14 protein-coding genes are annotated in these 13,931 nt (G+C 57.5%); 8 read left to right on the forward strand and 6 right to left on the reverse strand.

All coding sequences use genetic code 11. The features are described from left to right. Positions 1–21: 21 nt before the first annotated feature. Together ubiT and ABTW00_RS02890 are read left to right on the forward strand one after the other, a co-directional pair. Positions 22–546 carry a ubiquinone anaerobic biosynthesis accessory factor UbiT gene (gene ubiT, locus ABTW00_RS02885; protein WP_065356141.1) on the forward strand — a complete coding sequence of 175 codons (525 nt, stop codon included), beginning with the start codon at positions 22–24 and terminating at the stop codon, positions 544–546. After that, on the forward strand, positions 540–1,043 hold the full coding sequence (locus tag ABTW00_RS02890) for a GNAT family N-acetyltransferase (protein WP_065356140.1): 504 nt from the start codon (positions 540–542) through the stop codon (positions 1,041–1,043). Before ubiT ends, ABTW00_RS02890 begins: the two co-directional genes overlap by 7 nt. On the opposite strand, the gene ABTW00_RS02895 is transcribed toward ABTW00_RS02890, so the two are convergent. Further along, on the reverse strand, positions 1,030–1,314 hold the full coding sequence (locus tag ABTW00_RS02895; protein WP_064542008.1) for a GIY-YIG nuclease family protein: 285 nt from the start codon (positions 1,312–1,314) through the stop codon (positions 1,030–1,032). The two genes, ABTW00_RS02890 and ABTW00_RS02895, sit on opposite strands and share 14 nt — an antisense overlap. Before the next feature lie 54 nt (positions 1,315–1,368). On the opposite strand from ABTW00_RS02895, the gene ABTW00_RS02900 reads away from it, so the two are divergent. Further along, the gene (locus ABTW00_RS02900) at positions 1,369–1,794 is read left to right on the forward strand and encodes a YhbP family protein (RefSeq protein ID WP_433638720.1); all 426 of its coding nucleotides are present in this window, start codon (positions 1,369–1,371) and stop codon (positions 1,792–1,794) included. On the opposite strand, the gene ABTW00_RS02905 is transcribed toward ABTW00_RS02900, so the two are convergent. The 3 genes from ABTW00_RS02905 to ABTW00_RS02915 form a co-directional block, all read right to left on the reverse strand. Then, positions 1,791–3,227 carry a Cu(+)/Ag(+) sensor histidine kinase gene (locus ABTW00_RS02905; RefSeq protein WP_433638722.1) on the reverse strand — a complete coding sequence of 479 codons (1,437 nt, stop codon included), beginning with the start codon at positions 3,225–3,227 and terminating at the stop codon, positions 1,791–1,793. The genes ABTW00_RS02900 and ABTW00_RS02905 overlap by 4 nt on opposite strands. Further along, a complete protein-coding gene (locus tag ABTW00_RS02910; protein ID WP_065356138.1) occupies positions 3,217–3,900 on the reverse strand; it encodes a copper/silver response regulator transcription factor in 684 nt (227 codons plus the stop codon). The genes ABTW00_RS02905 and ABTW00_RS02910 overlap by 11 nt, the downstream gene beginning before the upstream one ends. Positions 3,901–3,990: 90 nt before the next feature. Then, on the reverse strand, positions 3,991–5,277 hold the full coding sequence (locus ABTW00_RS02915) for an ABC transporter substrate-binding protein (protein ID WP_433638725.1): 1,287 nt from the start codon (positions 5,275–5,277) through the stop codon (positions 3,991–3,993). Between the two features lie 509 nt (positions 5,278–5,786). On the opposite strand from ABTW00_RS02915, the gene ABTW00_RS02920 reads away from it, so the two are divergent. From ABTW00_RS02920 to ABTW00_RS02940, 5 genes are all read left to right on the forward strand, one after another. Beyond that, positions 5,787–7,169 (forward strand): Cu(I)/Ag(I) efflux RND transporter outer membrane protein, encoded by a 1,383-nt coding sequence (locus tag ABTW00_RS02920; protein WP_433638728.1) that lies wholly within the window; start codon positions 5,787–5,789, stop codon positions 7,167–7,169. A 20-nt stretch (positions 7,170–7,189) separates the two neighbouring features. Further along, positions 7,190–7,537, forward strand: a complete 348-nt coding sequence (locus ABTW00_RS02925) for a copper-binding protein (RefSeq protein WP_420811677.1) — start codon at positions 7,190–7,192, stop codon at positions 7,535–7,537. Between the two features lie 5 nt (positions 7,538–7,542). Then, positions 7,543–8,784: an efflux RND transporter periplasmic adaptor subunit gene (locus ABTW00_RS02930; RefSeq protein WP_433638731.1), complete on the forward strand. Its 1,242-nt coding sequence runs from the start codon at positions 7,543–7,545 to the stop codon at positions 8,782–8,784. Between the two features lie 10 nt (positions 8,785–8,794). Next, a complete protein-coding gene (locus ABTW00_RS02935) occupies positions 8,795–11,938 on the forward strand; it encodes a CusA/CzcA family heavy metal efflux RND transporter (protein WP_433638733.1) in 3,144 nt (1,047 codons plus the stop codon). A 140-nt stretch (positions 11,939–12,078) separates the two neighbouring features. Beyond that, positions 12,079–12,717: an NAD(P)H-binding protein gene (locus tag ABTW00_RS02940; protein WP_433638735.1), complete on the forward strand. Its 639-nt coding sequence runs from the start codon at positions 12,079–12,081 to the stop codon at positions 12,715–12,717. A 22-nt stretch (positions 12,718–12,739) separates the two neighbouring features. On the opposite strand, the gene dolP is transcribed toward ABTW00_RS02940, so the two are convergent. Then, positions 12,740–13,315 carry a division/outer membrane stress-associated lipid-binding lipoprotein gene (gene dolP, locus ABTW00_RS02945; RefSeq protein ID WP_065356132.1) on the reverse strand — a complete coding sequence of 192 codons (576 nt, stop codon included), beginning with the start codon at positions 13,313–13,315 and terminating at the stop codon, positions 12,740–12,742. A gap of 9 nt (positions 13,316–13,324) precedes the next feature. Continuing rightward, positions 13,325–13,915: a DnaA initiator-associating protein DiaA gene (gene diaA, locus ABTW00_RS02950; RefSeq protein WP_064542037.1), complete on the reverse strand. Its 591-nt coding sequence runs from the start codon at positions 13,913–13,915 to the stop codon at positions 13,325–13,327. Positions 13,916–13,931 lie beyond the last annotated feature (16 nt).

Consider the following 13,931-nt stretch of genomic DNA (forward strand, 5'->3'; position numbering starts at 1 on the left):
TGCATTCAGGGAGTAAAGCTTGTGTTGGATAAACTGCGTTCACGTCTGGTTCATGTTGCTCCGAGTTTAATGAGCGTTCCGGTAAAATTGACGCCGTTCGCCCTTAAACGCCAGGTGTTGCAGCAGGTATTAAGCTGGCAGTTCCGTCAGGCGCTGAATGACGGCGAACTGGATTTTCTGGAAGGCCGCTGGTTGAGCATTGAGGTGCGCGACATAGGCCTGAAATGGTTCACTTCCGTTGAGAATGAACGGCTTATTGTGAGCGATGCGGCCGAGGCTGACGTGAGCTTCAGCGCGGATGCCAGCGACCTGCTGATGATCGCTGCGCGTAAACAGGACCCGGATACGCTCTTCTTCCAGCGTCGACTGGTGATTGAAGGGGATACGGAACTGGGTCTCTATGTCAAAAATCTGATGGATGCCATCGAGCTTGAGCAGATGCCAAAAGCGCTGCGCGTGATGCTGATGCAGCTGGCTGATTTCGTTGAGGCTGGCCTAAAATCACCATCAGAAACCAAACATACATCGGTAGGTGAGCCATGCTGATTCGAGTAGAAATTGGAATTGATGCCCCGGGCATTGACGCGCTGCTGCGTCGGACCTTCAACCGTGATAGCGAAGCCAATCTGGTGCGCGAACTGCGTGAAGACGGCCTGATTACGCTCGGCTTGGTGGCCACTGACGATGAAGGCCACGTGGTGGGCTATGTGGCATTTAGCCCGGTGAGCATCGAAGGTGAAGAGCTACAGTGGGTAGGCCTGGCGCCGCTGGCGGTTGACGAAGCGTACCGCGGTCAGGGGTTAGCCCGTCAGATGGTCTACGAAGGTCTGGATTCGCTGAACGAGTTTGGCTATGCGGCGGTTGTCACGCTGGGCGAACCGGCGCTGTATGGTCGTTTCGGCTTTGAGCGCGCGGCACAATACGATCTGCGCTGTCGCTGGCCGGGCACCGAAGAGGCGTTTATGGTCCATCGTCTGGCTGACGATGCGTTAAACGGCGTACACGGTCTGGTGGAGTATTCCGACCACTTTAATCGTGTTTAAGGCTGTCCCGTAACGTTTCAAATGAACCGTCACCTGCGACGAGGCGCTCTTTCTGGCGCTTCGTTAGCTGCTTAATGCGGTACTCCAGGCGTAGCGCCAGCGAGTGCTCTCCCACTTCACCGGAAAATGCTAGCTGTAGCGCGCCTTTGCCGCGTAGCGCTTTCGCCCCTTTACCGCTCTGATGCTGGTGAAATCGCCGTTCAACATCGGTGGTGATACCGGTGTACAATTTGTCGTCCTCAGTACGGACGAGATAAAGAAACCAACGCACGTGTGCCAACCTGTCTGTGTAGGTGCACGCACCATAGCATAACGGAGAGAACAGATGGAAACCCTGGCAACCATTAGCCGCTGGCTGGCGAAGCAACATGTTGTTGGTTGGTGCGTGGCGAGTGAAGGCGAGCTGTGGTGCGCCAACGCATTCTACGTGTATGACCCGCAGCGCGTGGCGTTCTACCTGTTGAGCGAAGAGTCCACGCGCCACGGGCAGATGGCCGGCAAGCAGGCTCCGGTGGCGGGGACGGTAAACGGCCAGCCCAAAACGGTAGCGCTGATTCGCGGCGTACAGTTCAAAGGCGAGATCCGCCTGCTGGAAGGTGAAGAGGCCGATGAAAAGCGCGCGCTGTATGTCCGTCGTTTCCCGGTAGCCCGCATGCTTCCCGCTCCGGTGTGGGAGATTCGTCTCGACGAGCTGAAGTTTACCGACAACACCCTGGGCTTCGGCAAGAAGCTGCACTGGCTCCGCGACTAAAGCCGCGGTAGCTCAATGATAAAGCGCGTGGCAACGTAGTCAGATGTCACGCTAATTTTCCCACCATGTGCCCGCACGATCGACTTCACGATCGCCAGCCCGATCCCGCTGTTTTCGCCCTTACGCTGCCGTGACGGATCGACCCGATAGAAACGATCGAACAGGCGTGGCAGGTGCTCCGCCGCGATCGGTGTGCCCGGATTCTCAACGCGATACTCCACGCGTTCGTCAATCTCGCCAACCTGGACGGTGACCGACATCCCTCGCGGGGTATAGCGGATCGCGTTGGATAACAGGTTGTTGATCGCCCGGCGAATCATCAGCGGGTCGCCTGATATTAGCGACGACTGCCCCACGAAACAGAGCTTCACTTCGCGTTCTTCGGCCCATGCTTCAAAGAACTCGAACACTTTGAGCGTTTCGCTTTGCAGATCCAGCGGCACGCGCTCGGGGATCAGCAGGTTTTCATCCGCCTGCGCCAGAAACAGCATATCGCTGACCATTTTCGCCATCCGGTTGTACTCTTCCAGGCTGGAGTAGAGCACATCTTCCAGCTCTTTCACCGTACGGGGCTGGCTTAACGCGATCTCGGTCTGGGTGACCAGGTTGGTGATCGGTGTGCGCATCTCGTGGGCGATATCGGCGGAGAAATTGGCCTGGCGGCGGAACACGTCCTCGATCCGGCCGATCATCTGGTTAAACGAGATAACCAGCTGTTCCAGCTCGATCGGTACGCGGTTGGGATCCAGGCGCACGTCGAGATTTTCCGAGGTGATGTTTTTGATCGCCATACTCACGTCGCGCAGCGGCTGGTGGCCCTTACGGACGGCGATCAGCACGATCACGATAATCAGCAGGCTGATGACGGTCGCGATCATCATCAGATTGCGCTTCAGTTCATCGAGATAGTGAAGGTGGAAGTCGATCGACAGCGCGGTCAGCAGCGTGTAGGTCTGGTCGTGCGCGCGGACCGTAGACGCAATCACCCGATAAGTGGTGGCATGGCTGGCGTCGCCGCCGTGCTCTGCCATCTGACGCATGCCGCTGCCGGTCCAGCGAAACATCTGTTCGCTCTTAAGCTCATCGGAGAAATGTGAACTGGAGAGGATCGGCGACAGATCTGGCCCTCCGGGGGAGCGGTAAAGCTGCGGGTTATCGCGAGTGGTCACCAGCACGGCGGTATTACGGTAGCCCGCCAGCACGCTGCCGATATTGGCCATTTTTTCCGCCTCTGGGGTTTCCGGCGCGGTCAGCAGCGCGTTGAGCGTGGCGTTGACCTGTTTCAGGTCGCTCACGTCCTGCTCGGCGAAATGTTTTTCCACCGAGTGCAGCATAATGCCGGTAAAGGCGGCAAAAGCGACGATCGTCGCCAGGCTGATAAAAAAGGTCAGGCGGGTCGCCAGCGAGAACGGGCGACGCAGGCTAGCCTTCATCGCGAACCTCAAGCACGTAGCCGACGCCGCGCACGGTATGAATCAGCCTGGGCGTAAAGTCGTTATCAATTCTGGCGCGCAGGCGTTTGACGGCGACGTCGATCACGTTGGTATCGCTGTCGAAATTCATATCCCACACCTGCGATGCAATCAGCGAGCGCGGCAGCACTTCTCCCGGGTGGCGCAGGAAAAATTCCAGCAGGGTAAATTCTTTACTGGTCAAGGTGATGCGCGTGTTGCCGCGGGTGACTTTACGCGAAACCAGATCGAGCGTGAGATCGGCCATCTGAAACTGGCTCTCGACGATCGTTGCCGCGCCCCGACGCAGCAGGGTACGCACGCGCGCCAGCAGCTCGGCGAAAGCGAACGGTTTCACCAGATAATCGTCGGCGCCCAGCTCCAGCCCTTTCACCCGGTGCTCAATGGTGCCCAGCGCGGTCAGCAGCAGGATCGGCATACCTTTGCCGGCGGAACGCAGCATGCGCACGATATCCCAGCCGTTGACGTCCGGCAGCATGATATCCAGCACCAGCAGATCGTAATCGCCGGTCATCGCCAGGTGATAACCGTTAAGGCCGTTGTCGGCGCGATCCACCACAAAGCCCGCTTCCGTCAGCCCCTTACACAGGTACTCCCCGGTTTTGACCTCGTCTTCCACCACCAGAATTTTCACGCGCCCTCCGTCGCCGCTGTGTGATGGGGCCATTCTAATGAGGAGTGGGGGATGACGGAAGAACCACGATCGAAATACGCCTTGTCGGGGTTACTCAGCCCACGCGTTTTGCCGCTTCAGCTCCGCGTTAACCTTGTCGTTGATCTCTGTGAGCATGGCAGGAATATCGCCATCGCAGCTGGCGTAAATCTTGTTAAAGCCGTCGGCGGTAATCTGCCGTACCGGGATCCAGTTGGGGATCTGCGGCATGTAACGACCGTTCTTCGCGTAAGTGTCGGCGAACACTTCCCAACGCGGATCGTCATGATAATCTTTGATATTCAGCGTTTTGTTTACCGGCAGGCGGACGATCGGCATTGAGGTGCTGTCGGTTGCCATACCGATCTTCTGGCCTTCCGGCGAGATCAGAAACTCAAGGAATTTCTTCGCCGCCGCTTTGCGCTGGCTGGTTTTCATCAGGAACGCGGTGGTCCCTTCCGCCATGGAGATCGCGCCGCCAGGGCCTGCCGGTGGCGGTACCACGGTGTAGGTTTCTTTACCCGGATCTTTATCAAACAGCGCAATATGGTACGGCCCGGAGGAATACATGCCGGTTTGCCCGGAACGGAACGCGGTGTTGGCATCGGCGGTGGTGTGGTTGATCGCGCCAGGCTGCGCCAGCCCCTCGCACACCATGCCGCGCATAAATTCCATGGCGGTGACCATCTCTTTGCTGTCGAGCGCGGCTTTAAATTTCCCCGGTTGGGTGGCGACTAAATAGTTCGCCCCCGCCTGCCAGAGATACGAGGAAGAGAACGAGCTGGCATAGCCGCGGGTGGTGGCCAGCGGCATGGTGAAACCGTAGGTATCGTTTTTACCGTTGCCGTCCGGGTCGTCGTGAGTAAAAGCCTGAGCCACTTTTTTCAGCTCATCCCAGTTGCTGGGCGCTTTCAGGTTAAGCTTGTTGAGCCAGTCCTGGCGAATAAACAGCGCGTAGGTGTGCGCTGAAGTGGGGACGCCGTAGTATTTACCGTCCGGCTGCTGAGCCGATTTCCAGGCCGCGTCGTAAATATCGCCGCCGCCTTTCAGCTCGCTCGGTTTAATTTCATCGACAATCCCCAGTTGCACCATCTGACCCACGATAATCGCGTCGTTGAAGACCACGTCCGGCAGCGCGTTGCCGGTTGCCGCGCGCGCCAGACGCTGGTCAAAGTCGGTCACGGCGTTGAAGTACTTGATGGAAATTCCGGTCTCTTTCTGGAACTGGTCGGCGAGTTTTTGATAAATCACTTTTGAATCATTGCTGGCACGTATCCAGACGTCGAGCTGTTCGCTGAAGGCATTTTGTGAAAGGACACATAACAAGGCTAAACCAAGCGCTTTTGTTCTGAATTTCATAGAGAGACTCCGGTTTTGCGATAGGTATTATTTTCATCCCTGAACAGAGGTAAGGATTGGTGAAAAGGAAAACGAAACGATGATAGGAGTGCTATTTGTATGAAACAACGTTCTATTATGGCTAACCGGTCAATATCGCGTCGTTATGCGGGCTATCTCACAGGGAAAATAAACGTAAATATTACCGCTAAAATATAACCCAGTGAAAATGCTGATATTGCTGTTTTTTGGCAAATAGCGCTTAGCCTTAACCCGGCCATTAATTTGTGAGCGTTCTGGCATATTATTGATTAAATGTGATCGCGGTTAATTTCTCCCTGCCGATATTCTCTTTTTTAACGTTCGTAAAACCCGATTCATCTTTTCCGCGCGGATTTTCGCCGTGCGGATCACGTTATCCTCAGCCTTAAATGACAACTTTGTCATTATCCTGTCAGGTTACCAACAGAGTCACTCCCGTAAGGTAGTCGCCAGGCCAGCCCTTCTGATTCGGCCAAACAGGACGTGACATGTTGAAAGCAAAACCTTTAACGCTGCTGATGGCGTTTATGCTGGCCGGATGTACCTCGCTGGCGCCGGATTACCAGCAGCCCGAAAATATCGTTCCCCAACAATTTTCGCTGTCTGCGGGCACGCTGGTGGCGACCGGCGACAGCTGGCAAGAGACCGGCTGGCAAACCTTTTTTGTCGACCCGCAGGCAAAGCGATTAATCGACGTTGCGCTCCGTAACAACCGCGATCTGCGTATGGCGATGCTCAACGTTGAAGCCGCGCGCGCGCAGTACAACGTGACCGATGCCGGGCGCTACCCTCAGTTGGATAGCGCCTCTAGCGCGAGCTATAAAGGCGACCTGCAGGGCCGCGACGCTACGGATAAAAGCTATGACGTAGGGCTGAACCTGAGCTACGAGCTGGACTTTTTCGGCAAGCTGAAAAACATGAGCGAAGCCGACAGGCAGAACGTATTCGCCAGCCAGGCGGCCCAGCGCGCCGCGCAGATTGTGGTGGTGACCAACGTTTCGCAGGCCTATTTTAATCAGCGCCGTCTGGCCGCGCAGTTAGCCATTGCCAAAGAGACGCTGCGTAATTATCAGCAGTCTTACGGCTTCGTCGAGCAACAGCTGGTGACCGGCAGCACCAACGTGCTGGCTCTGGAACAGGCGCGCGGCGTGATTGAAAGTACCCACGCCGATATCGCTAAACGCGAAGGTGAACTGGCGCAGGCTAACCATTTATTGCAGCAGCTGCTGGGTACCTACAGCACGCCGCTGAGCGACAGCGCGCAGAGTGACGCGCTGAAACCGCTACCGCTGCCGGCCAATCTACCGTCGACCATTCTGCTCCAGCGTCCGGATATTATGGCGGCCGAGCACCAGCTGCGTGCCGCCGACGCCAATATCGGCGTCGCCCGCGCGGCGTTCTTCCCCTCTATCACCCTGACCAGCGGCGTCTCGACCAGCAGCTCGGCGCTCTCCAGCCTGTTTAACGCGGCGAGCGGCATGTGGAGCTTTATACCAAAGATCGACCTGCCAATTTTCAACGCCGGGCGCAATGAAGCCAATCTGGCGCTGGCAAGCGTGAAGCAGCGTCAGGCAGTGGTGACCTACGAGCAGAAGATTCAGGTGGCCTTTAAAGAGGTGGCGGATGCGCTCTCGCTGCGCGACAGCCTTCAGGGGCAATTCGTGGCCCAGCAGCGTTATTTAGCGTCGCTGCAAATTACCTTACAACGCGCGCGCGCGTTATATGCCAGCGGTACGGTGAGCTATATCGAAGTGCTCGACGCCGAGCGTTCAATATTCGCCACGCAGCAGGCCATTCTCGATTTGATTTATTCCCAACAGGTCAACGAAATCAATTTATTCACCGCCCTTGGCGGCGGTTGGAAAGCTTAACCCTTATTCAGGAGTCTTCAATAATGCGTCAATTCACTACTCTACTCGGCGGTATTTTTATGGTTATGGCGATGCAGGTTCAGGCGGCGGAAATGCAGCATGACGGGCATGGGCAAATGATGGATATGAGCGCGCAACCGGCGGTGATTAAAGGCACCGGCGTCGTGAAGTTGATTGATACGGAGGCGAAGAAAATCACCATTGAACATGAAGCAATCGCGGAAGTTAACTGGCCCGCGATGACCATGCGTTTTACCTACAGCGAACCGACGCCAGCGATTGAGCAGCTCAAAGAGGGCAGCCGCGTGGATTTCAGCTTCGTCCAGCAGGGGAATATCTCCCTTCTTCAGGATATTAAAACGCGCTGATGGCCATGACAAAAGCTCAATTAAAATATAGCGCGGCGATCGTCTGTAGCCTGCTGATTGGCGGGCTGGCAACGGCGGCGATAAGCCGCCTGACGGCCACTGACGCGCAGGTTAAGGCCGAGCCAGCCGAGCGTAAAGTGCTCTACTGGTACGATCCGATGAAGCCCGATGTGCGCTTTGATAAACCGGGCAAATCGCCGTTTATGGATATGGACCTGGTGGCCAAGTACGCCGATGAAGGGGGCGAGACCTCCACGAATGGCGTACGTATCGATCCCACTCAGGTGCACAATCTGGGCATGCGTACCGCGCCGGTGACGAAAGGGCGGCTGACCTACAGCCAGACGCTGCCGGCGAACGTCAGCTATAACGAATACCAGTTCGTTATTGTGCAAGCGCGCGCTGAAGGCTTTATCGAGAAGGTGTATCCGCTTACGGTCGGTGACAAGGTACGCAAAGGCGCGCCGCTGGTGGAAGTGACGATTCCATCGTGGGTGGAGGCGCAGAGCGAATATCTGCTGCTGGCCAGCTCCGGCGGTACGGCAACGCAGCTGGAGGGCGTGCTGGAACGGCTGCGTCTGGCGGGGATGCCGGAGTCGGACATCCAGCGGATGCGCACGACCCGCCGGGTACAAACGCGCTTTACTCTCAACGCGCCGATTGACGGTGTGCTCACCGCCTTTAGTCTGAAAAGCGGAATGAACATCGCCAAAGATAACGTCGTGGCGCAGATACAGGGTATGGATCCGGTGTGGATCAGCGCCGCTGTACCGGAATCCAAGGCCTGGCTGCTGAAGGATTCGACGCAGTTCAGGGTGGCGATCCCGGCCTATCCCGATAAAACCTTCCCGATCCAAAAATGGTCCATTTTGCCCAGCGTCGACCCAACCACCCGTACCGTGCAGGTGCGTATGCAGGTTAACAACCCGGATGAACTGCTGAAGCCGGGGATGAATGCCTACCTGAAGCTGAACACGCAAAGCGACGAAATGCTGCTGATTCCATCGCAGGCGGTGATCGATACCGGCGATGAACAGCGGGTGATTACCGTGGCCAGCAACGGTGAATTTATACCGAAGAAAATTCAGGTGCTGCATGCGTCACAGCAGCAGACGGGCGTGGCCAGCGGCCTGGCGGAAGGAGAGTCGGTGGTGCTGAACGGGCTGTTCCTGATTGACTCAGAAGCCAATATCAGCGGCGCGTTGGATCGTATGCGCCATACCGCTGACCCTCATGCCGGGCATTAAGGAGACGGTGATGATTGAATGGATTATCCGGCGTTCGGTCGCCAACCGTTTTCTGGTGATGATGGGGGTACTGTTTCTCAGCGTCTGGGGCGGCTGGACGATCGTCAATACGCCAGTGGATGCGCTGCCGGATCTCTCTGATGTTCAGGTGATTGTCAAAACCAGCTATCCGGGGCAAGCGCCGCAGATTGTGGAAAATCAGGTCACCTACCCGCTGACCACCACCATGCTGTCCGTGCCGGGCGCGAAGACCGTGCGCGGGTTCTCGCAGTTTGGTGATTCCTACGTGTACGTCATTTTTGAAGACGGGACGGATCTGTACTGGGCGCGATCGCGCGTGCTGGAGTACCTCAATCAGGTGCAGGGCAAACTGCCGCAGGGCGTCAGCTCGGAGATTGGGCCGGATGCCACCGGCGTCGGCTGGATCTTTGAGTACGCGCTGGTGGACAAAAGCGGCAAGCACGATCTCGCCGAGCTGCGTTCGTTGCAGGACTGGTTCCTGAAGTACGAGCTGAAAACCATCCCTAACGTTGCCGAAGTGGCGTCGGTGGGCGGCGTGGTGAAGCAGTATCAGGTGCAGGTCGACCCGATGAAGCTCGCCCAATACGGCATCAGCCTTGGCGAGGTTAAACAGGCGCTGACCACCTCCAACCAGGAAGCGGGTGGTTCATCGGTCGAGATGGCCGAAGCGGAATACATGGTGCGCGCCACCGGCTACCTGAAAAGCCTGGAAGACTTTAACCATATCGTCCTGAAAGCCGGGGATAACGGCGTACCGATCTATCTGAAAGATGTCGCGCGGGTACAGATTGGCTCGGAAATGCGCCGCGGTATCGCCGAACTGAACGGCGAAGGTGAAGTGGCGGGCGGCGTGGTGCTGCTGCGTTCTGGTAAGAATGCTCGTGAAGTGATTACGGCGGTGAAAGAGAAGCTCGCCACGCTGCAAAAAAGCCTGCCGGAAGGCGTTGAAGTCGTCACGACCTACGACCGCAGCCAGCTGATTGACCGCGCGATCGATAACCTGCGTTCAAAGCTGATTGAAGAATTTATCGTGGTGGCGGTGGTTTGCGCGCTGTTTCTCTGGCACGTGCGTTCGGCGCTGGTGGCGATCGTCTCGCTGCCGCTGGGGCTGTGCATTGCCTTTATCGTCATGCACTTCCAGGGGCTGAACGCTAACATCATGTCGCTTGGCGGCATCGCTATCGCGGTCGGGGCGATGGTGGACGCGGCGATCGTGATGATTGAAAACGCCCACAAGCGGCTGGAGCACTGGCAGGAAGCGCATCCCGATGAAAAAATGGACAACGCCACGCGCTGGAAAGAGATTACCGATGCGGCGGTCGAGGTGGGGCCGGCGCTGTTTATCAGCCTGCTGATTATCACCCTGTCGTTTATTCCCATCTTTACGCTGGAAGGCCAGGAAGGGCGACTGTTTGGCCCGCTGGCGTTTACCAAAACCTACGCCATGGCCGGGGCGGCGGCGCTGGCGATTGTGGTGATTCCGATCCTGATGGGGTTCTGGATTAAGGGAAAAATTCCGGCAGAATCGCGCAACCCGCTAAACCGTTTTCTGATTGCCCTTTATCACCCGCTGCTGCTGAAGGTGCTGAAGTGGCCGAAGCTGACGCTGCTGGTCGCCGTGCTGTCGATGTTTACCGTTATCTGGCCGCTGAGCAAGGTGGGCGGCGAGTTTCTGCCGAAGATCAACGAAGGCGATCTGCTGTATATGCCCTCGACGCTGCCGGGTATTTCGCCGGGACAGGCGGCGGTGCTGCTACAGCAAACCGATAAGCTGATTAAAACGGTGCCGGAGGTCGCATCGGTGTTCGGCAAAGCCGGGAAAGCGGAAACCGCGACCGACTCCGCGCCGCTGGAGATGATTGAAACCACCATCCAGCTCAAGCCGCAGGACCAGTGGCGGCCTGGGATGACCCTCGACAAAATCATCGACGAGCTTGACGCCACCGTGCGCCTGCCGGGGCTGGCGAACCTGTGGGTGCCGCCGATTCGTAACCGTATTGATATGCTCTCGACCGGTATCAAAAGCCCGATTGGCATTAAAGTTTCGGGCACTTCGCTGGCGGATATCGACGACGCGGCGCAGCGCATTGAAACCGTGGCGAAAACGGTGCCTGGCGTCGTCTCCGCGCTGGCGGAGCGGCTGGAAGGCGGGCGCTATATCGATGTCGATATTGACCGGCAGAAAGCCGCACGTTACGGCATGACCGTGGGCGATGTGCAGCTGTTCGTTTCGTCGGCGATCGGCGGAGCGATGGTGGGCGAAACCGTCGAGGGGGTAGCGCGTTACCCGATCAACATTCGCTACCCGCAAGGTTTCCGCGACGGCCCGACGGCCTTACGCCAGCTACCGATTCTGACGCCCGCCAGGCAGCAGATCACGCTGGGCGACGTGGCGAAAGTACAGGTGGTATCCGGGCCGACGATGCTGAAAACGGAAAACGCCCGCCCGGCGAGCTGGATCTACATCGACGCGCGCGACCGCGATATGGTTTCGGTAGTGCATGACCTGCAGACGGCCATTAGCCAGAATGTGACCCTGAAGCCTGGCACCAGCGTGGCCTTCTCCGGGCAGTTTGAACTGCTGGAGCATGCCAATAAGAAGCTCAAGTTGATGGTGCCAATGACGGTAATGATTATCTTCATTCTGCTCTATCTGGCTTTCCGTCGGGTGGAAGAAGCGGTGCTGATTCTGATGAGCCTGCCGTTTGCGCTGGTGGGCGGGATCTGGTTCCTCTACTGGCAGGCGTTTCATATGTCGGTGGCGACCGGTACCGGGTTTATCGCTCTGGCCGGGGTCGCCGCGGAGTTTGGCGTGGTGATGCTGATGTATTTGCGCCACGCCGTTGAGGCCGATCCTAAGCTCCAGCGCGCGGAAACCTTCACCGAGCAGGGCCTGGACGACGCGCTGTATCACGGTGCGGTGCTGCGCGTTCGGCCAAAAGCAATGACCGTCGCCGTGATTATTGCCGGGTTATTGCCCATACTGTGGGGGACGGGCGCGGGTTCAGAAGTGATGAGCCGTATTGCCGCGCCGATGATTGGCGGGATGATTACCGCGCCGCTGCTGTCGTTGTTTATCATTCCGGCTGCCTATAAATTGATATGGTTGTATCGCCACAAACGTAGCCAATAAAGTGTGCGATTGACGCGCGTAGGCCCGATAAGCGCATCGCTATCCGGCAGTCACGGAGTACATTGCCGGATGGCGGCGTAAACGCCTTATCCGGCCTACGCGCGGTGAACCCTTCGATATCAGGGAATAGGGAGACCCTTATGCATCACGTCCTCATTACCGGTGCCACTGGCCTTGTTGGTGGGCACTTACTAAACCTGCTGCGCCGCGAGGCGCAGGTGGAATCGATTGTTGCGCCTACGCGCCGTCCGCTGGAGCACGCATTCGGCATTGAGAATCCGCATGACCCGGATCTCAGCGCCGCGCTCGCGCAGGTCACCTCACCCATCGATACCGTATTTTGCTGCCTTGGCACCACGATACGCGATGCGGGCTCAAAGGCCGCGTTCAGCCATGTCGACTACGATCTGGTGTTGGAAACGGCTCAGACCGGTTTACGCCTCGGCGCGCAGCAACTGCTGGTGGTGAGCGCGATGGGGGCAAACGCGAATTCACCGTTTTTCTATAACCGTGTGAAAGGTCAGATGGAATCGGCGCTGATTGAACAAGGCTGGCCGCGGCTCACCCTGGCTCGCCCCTCAATGCTGCTGGGTGAACGCGGTACGCCGCGCTTAAACGAGCGCCTGCTGGCACCGCTGTTTAGTTTGCTGCCGGGAAACTGGAAGTCGATTGCAGCACTGGATGTGGCGAAAGCCATGCTGAGCACGGCAAAGAATCCGGGCGTGTCCCCGGTGACGATTTTGTCGTCGCGTCAGCTAAGAGAAATGGCCCGACAGTGAATTAGCCGGGCCATGGTGCGGATTACTGAATGTAGGTAAACGCGGTGGTAACGCGCTTCACGCCGCTCACGCGGCTGGCGATGTCGGCCGCGGCTTTGCCTTCACGGTCGGTTACCAGGCCCATCAGGAACACTTCACCGTTCTCAGTGGTGGCCTTCACGTTCGAGGATTTCACCTGATCGCTGGTCAACAGCTGCGAGCGGACTTTGGTGGTTATCCAGGTGTCTGACGAAGAGGTGCCCAGGCTAATCGGCTGGCCCTGACGGACTTCGTTAAACACTTCGGTGGCCCCATCAACGCCAACGGCAATCTGCTTCGCGCGGTTGGCGAGGCTGAGATCCGGCGCCTGACCGGTCAGCAGCACTTTGCCCTGATATGCGGTCACGTTGATACGCGCTTCTTTCTTAATCTGTTCATCCTTCGACAATGCGCTGTTGACGCGAACTTCCAGCGTGCTGTCGTCCACCTGAGTTCCCACCGTGCGCGGGTCTGTTGCGGCTTTGGTCCCCACTGCCGCGGTGCCAACAACGGCGGCGGCAATGCATCCCTGGAGCAGCAGTGCGGAAATAAGGACCGCGAGGGTCGAAATTACCTTCATGTGTTCTCCTTAGTCGTCCTGGTGTGGGAAAAGGGTGTTATCAATTAAATCGCACAGACAGTTCACCGTGAGCATGTGCATTTCCTGAATGCGCGCGCTGCGGTGCGACGGGATGCGAATTTCCACATCCTGCTGGCCCAGTAAACCGGCCAGCTCGCCGCCGTCATAGCCCGTCAGGGCCACGATGGTCATGTCGCGGGTCACGGCGGCTTCAACCGCTTTTACGATATCGCGGCTGTTGCCGCGCGTTGAGATGGCCAGCAGCACATCGCCAGCATGACCCAACGCGCGCACCTGCTTGGCATAGATTTCATCATGCAGGCGATCGTTGGCGATTGCCGTTAAGACCACGTTATCGGTATTAAGTGCAATCGCAGGTAGACCGGGACGCTCAGTTTCATAACGGTTAATCATGCAGGCCGCAAAATGCTGTGCATTGGCCGCGGATGAACCGTTACCACAACAGAGAATTTTGTTGCCGTTAAGCAGCGATTGTACCAGGGTCATCGCAGCTCGCGAGATAGCGTCCGGGAGCGCTTCCGCCGCGGCGATTTGGGTCTGGATGCTTTCAGTGAAGCACACTTTGATTCTTTCGAGCACGATATCCCTTTACATT

This window comes from Kluyvera georgiana, from assembly GCF_050990895.1.
GTDB classification, from domain to species: domain Bacteria; phylum Pseudomonadota; class Gammaproteobacteria; order Enterobacterales; family Enterobacteriaceae; genus Kluyvera; species Kluyvera georgiana.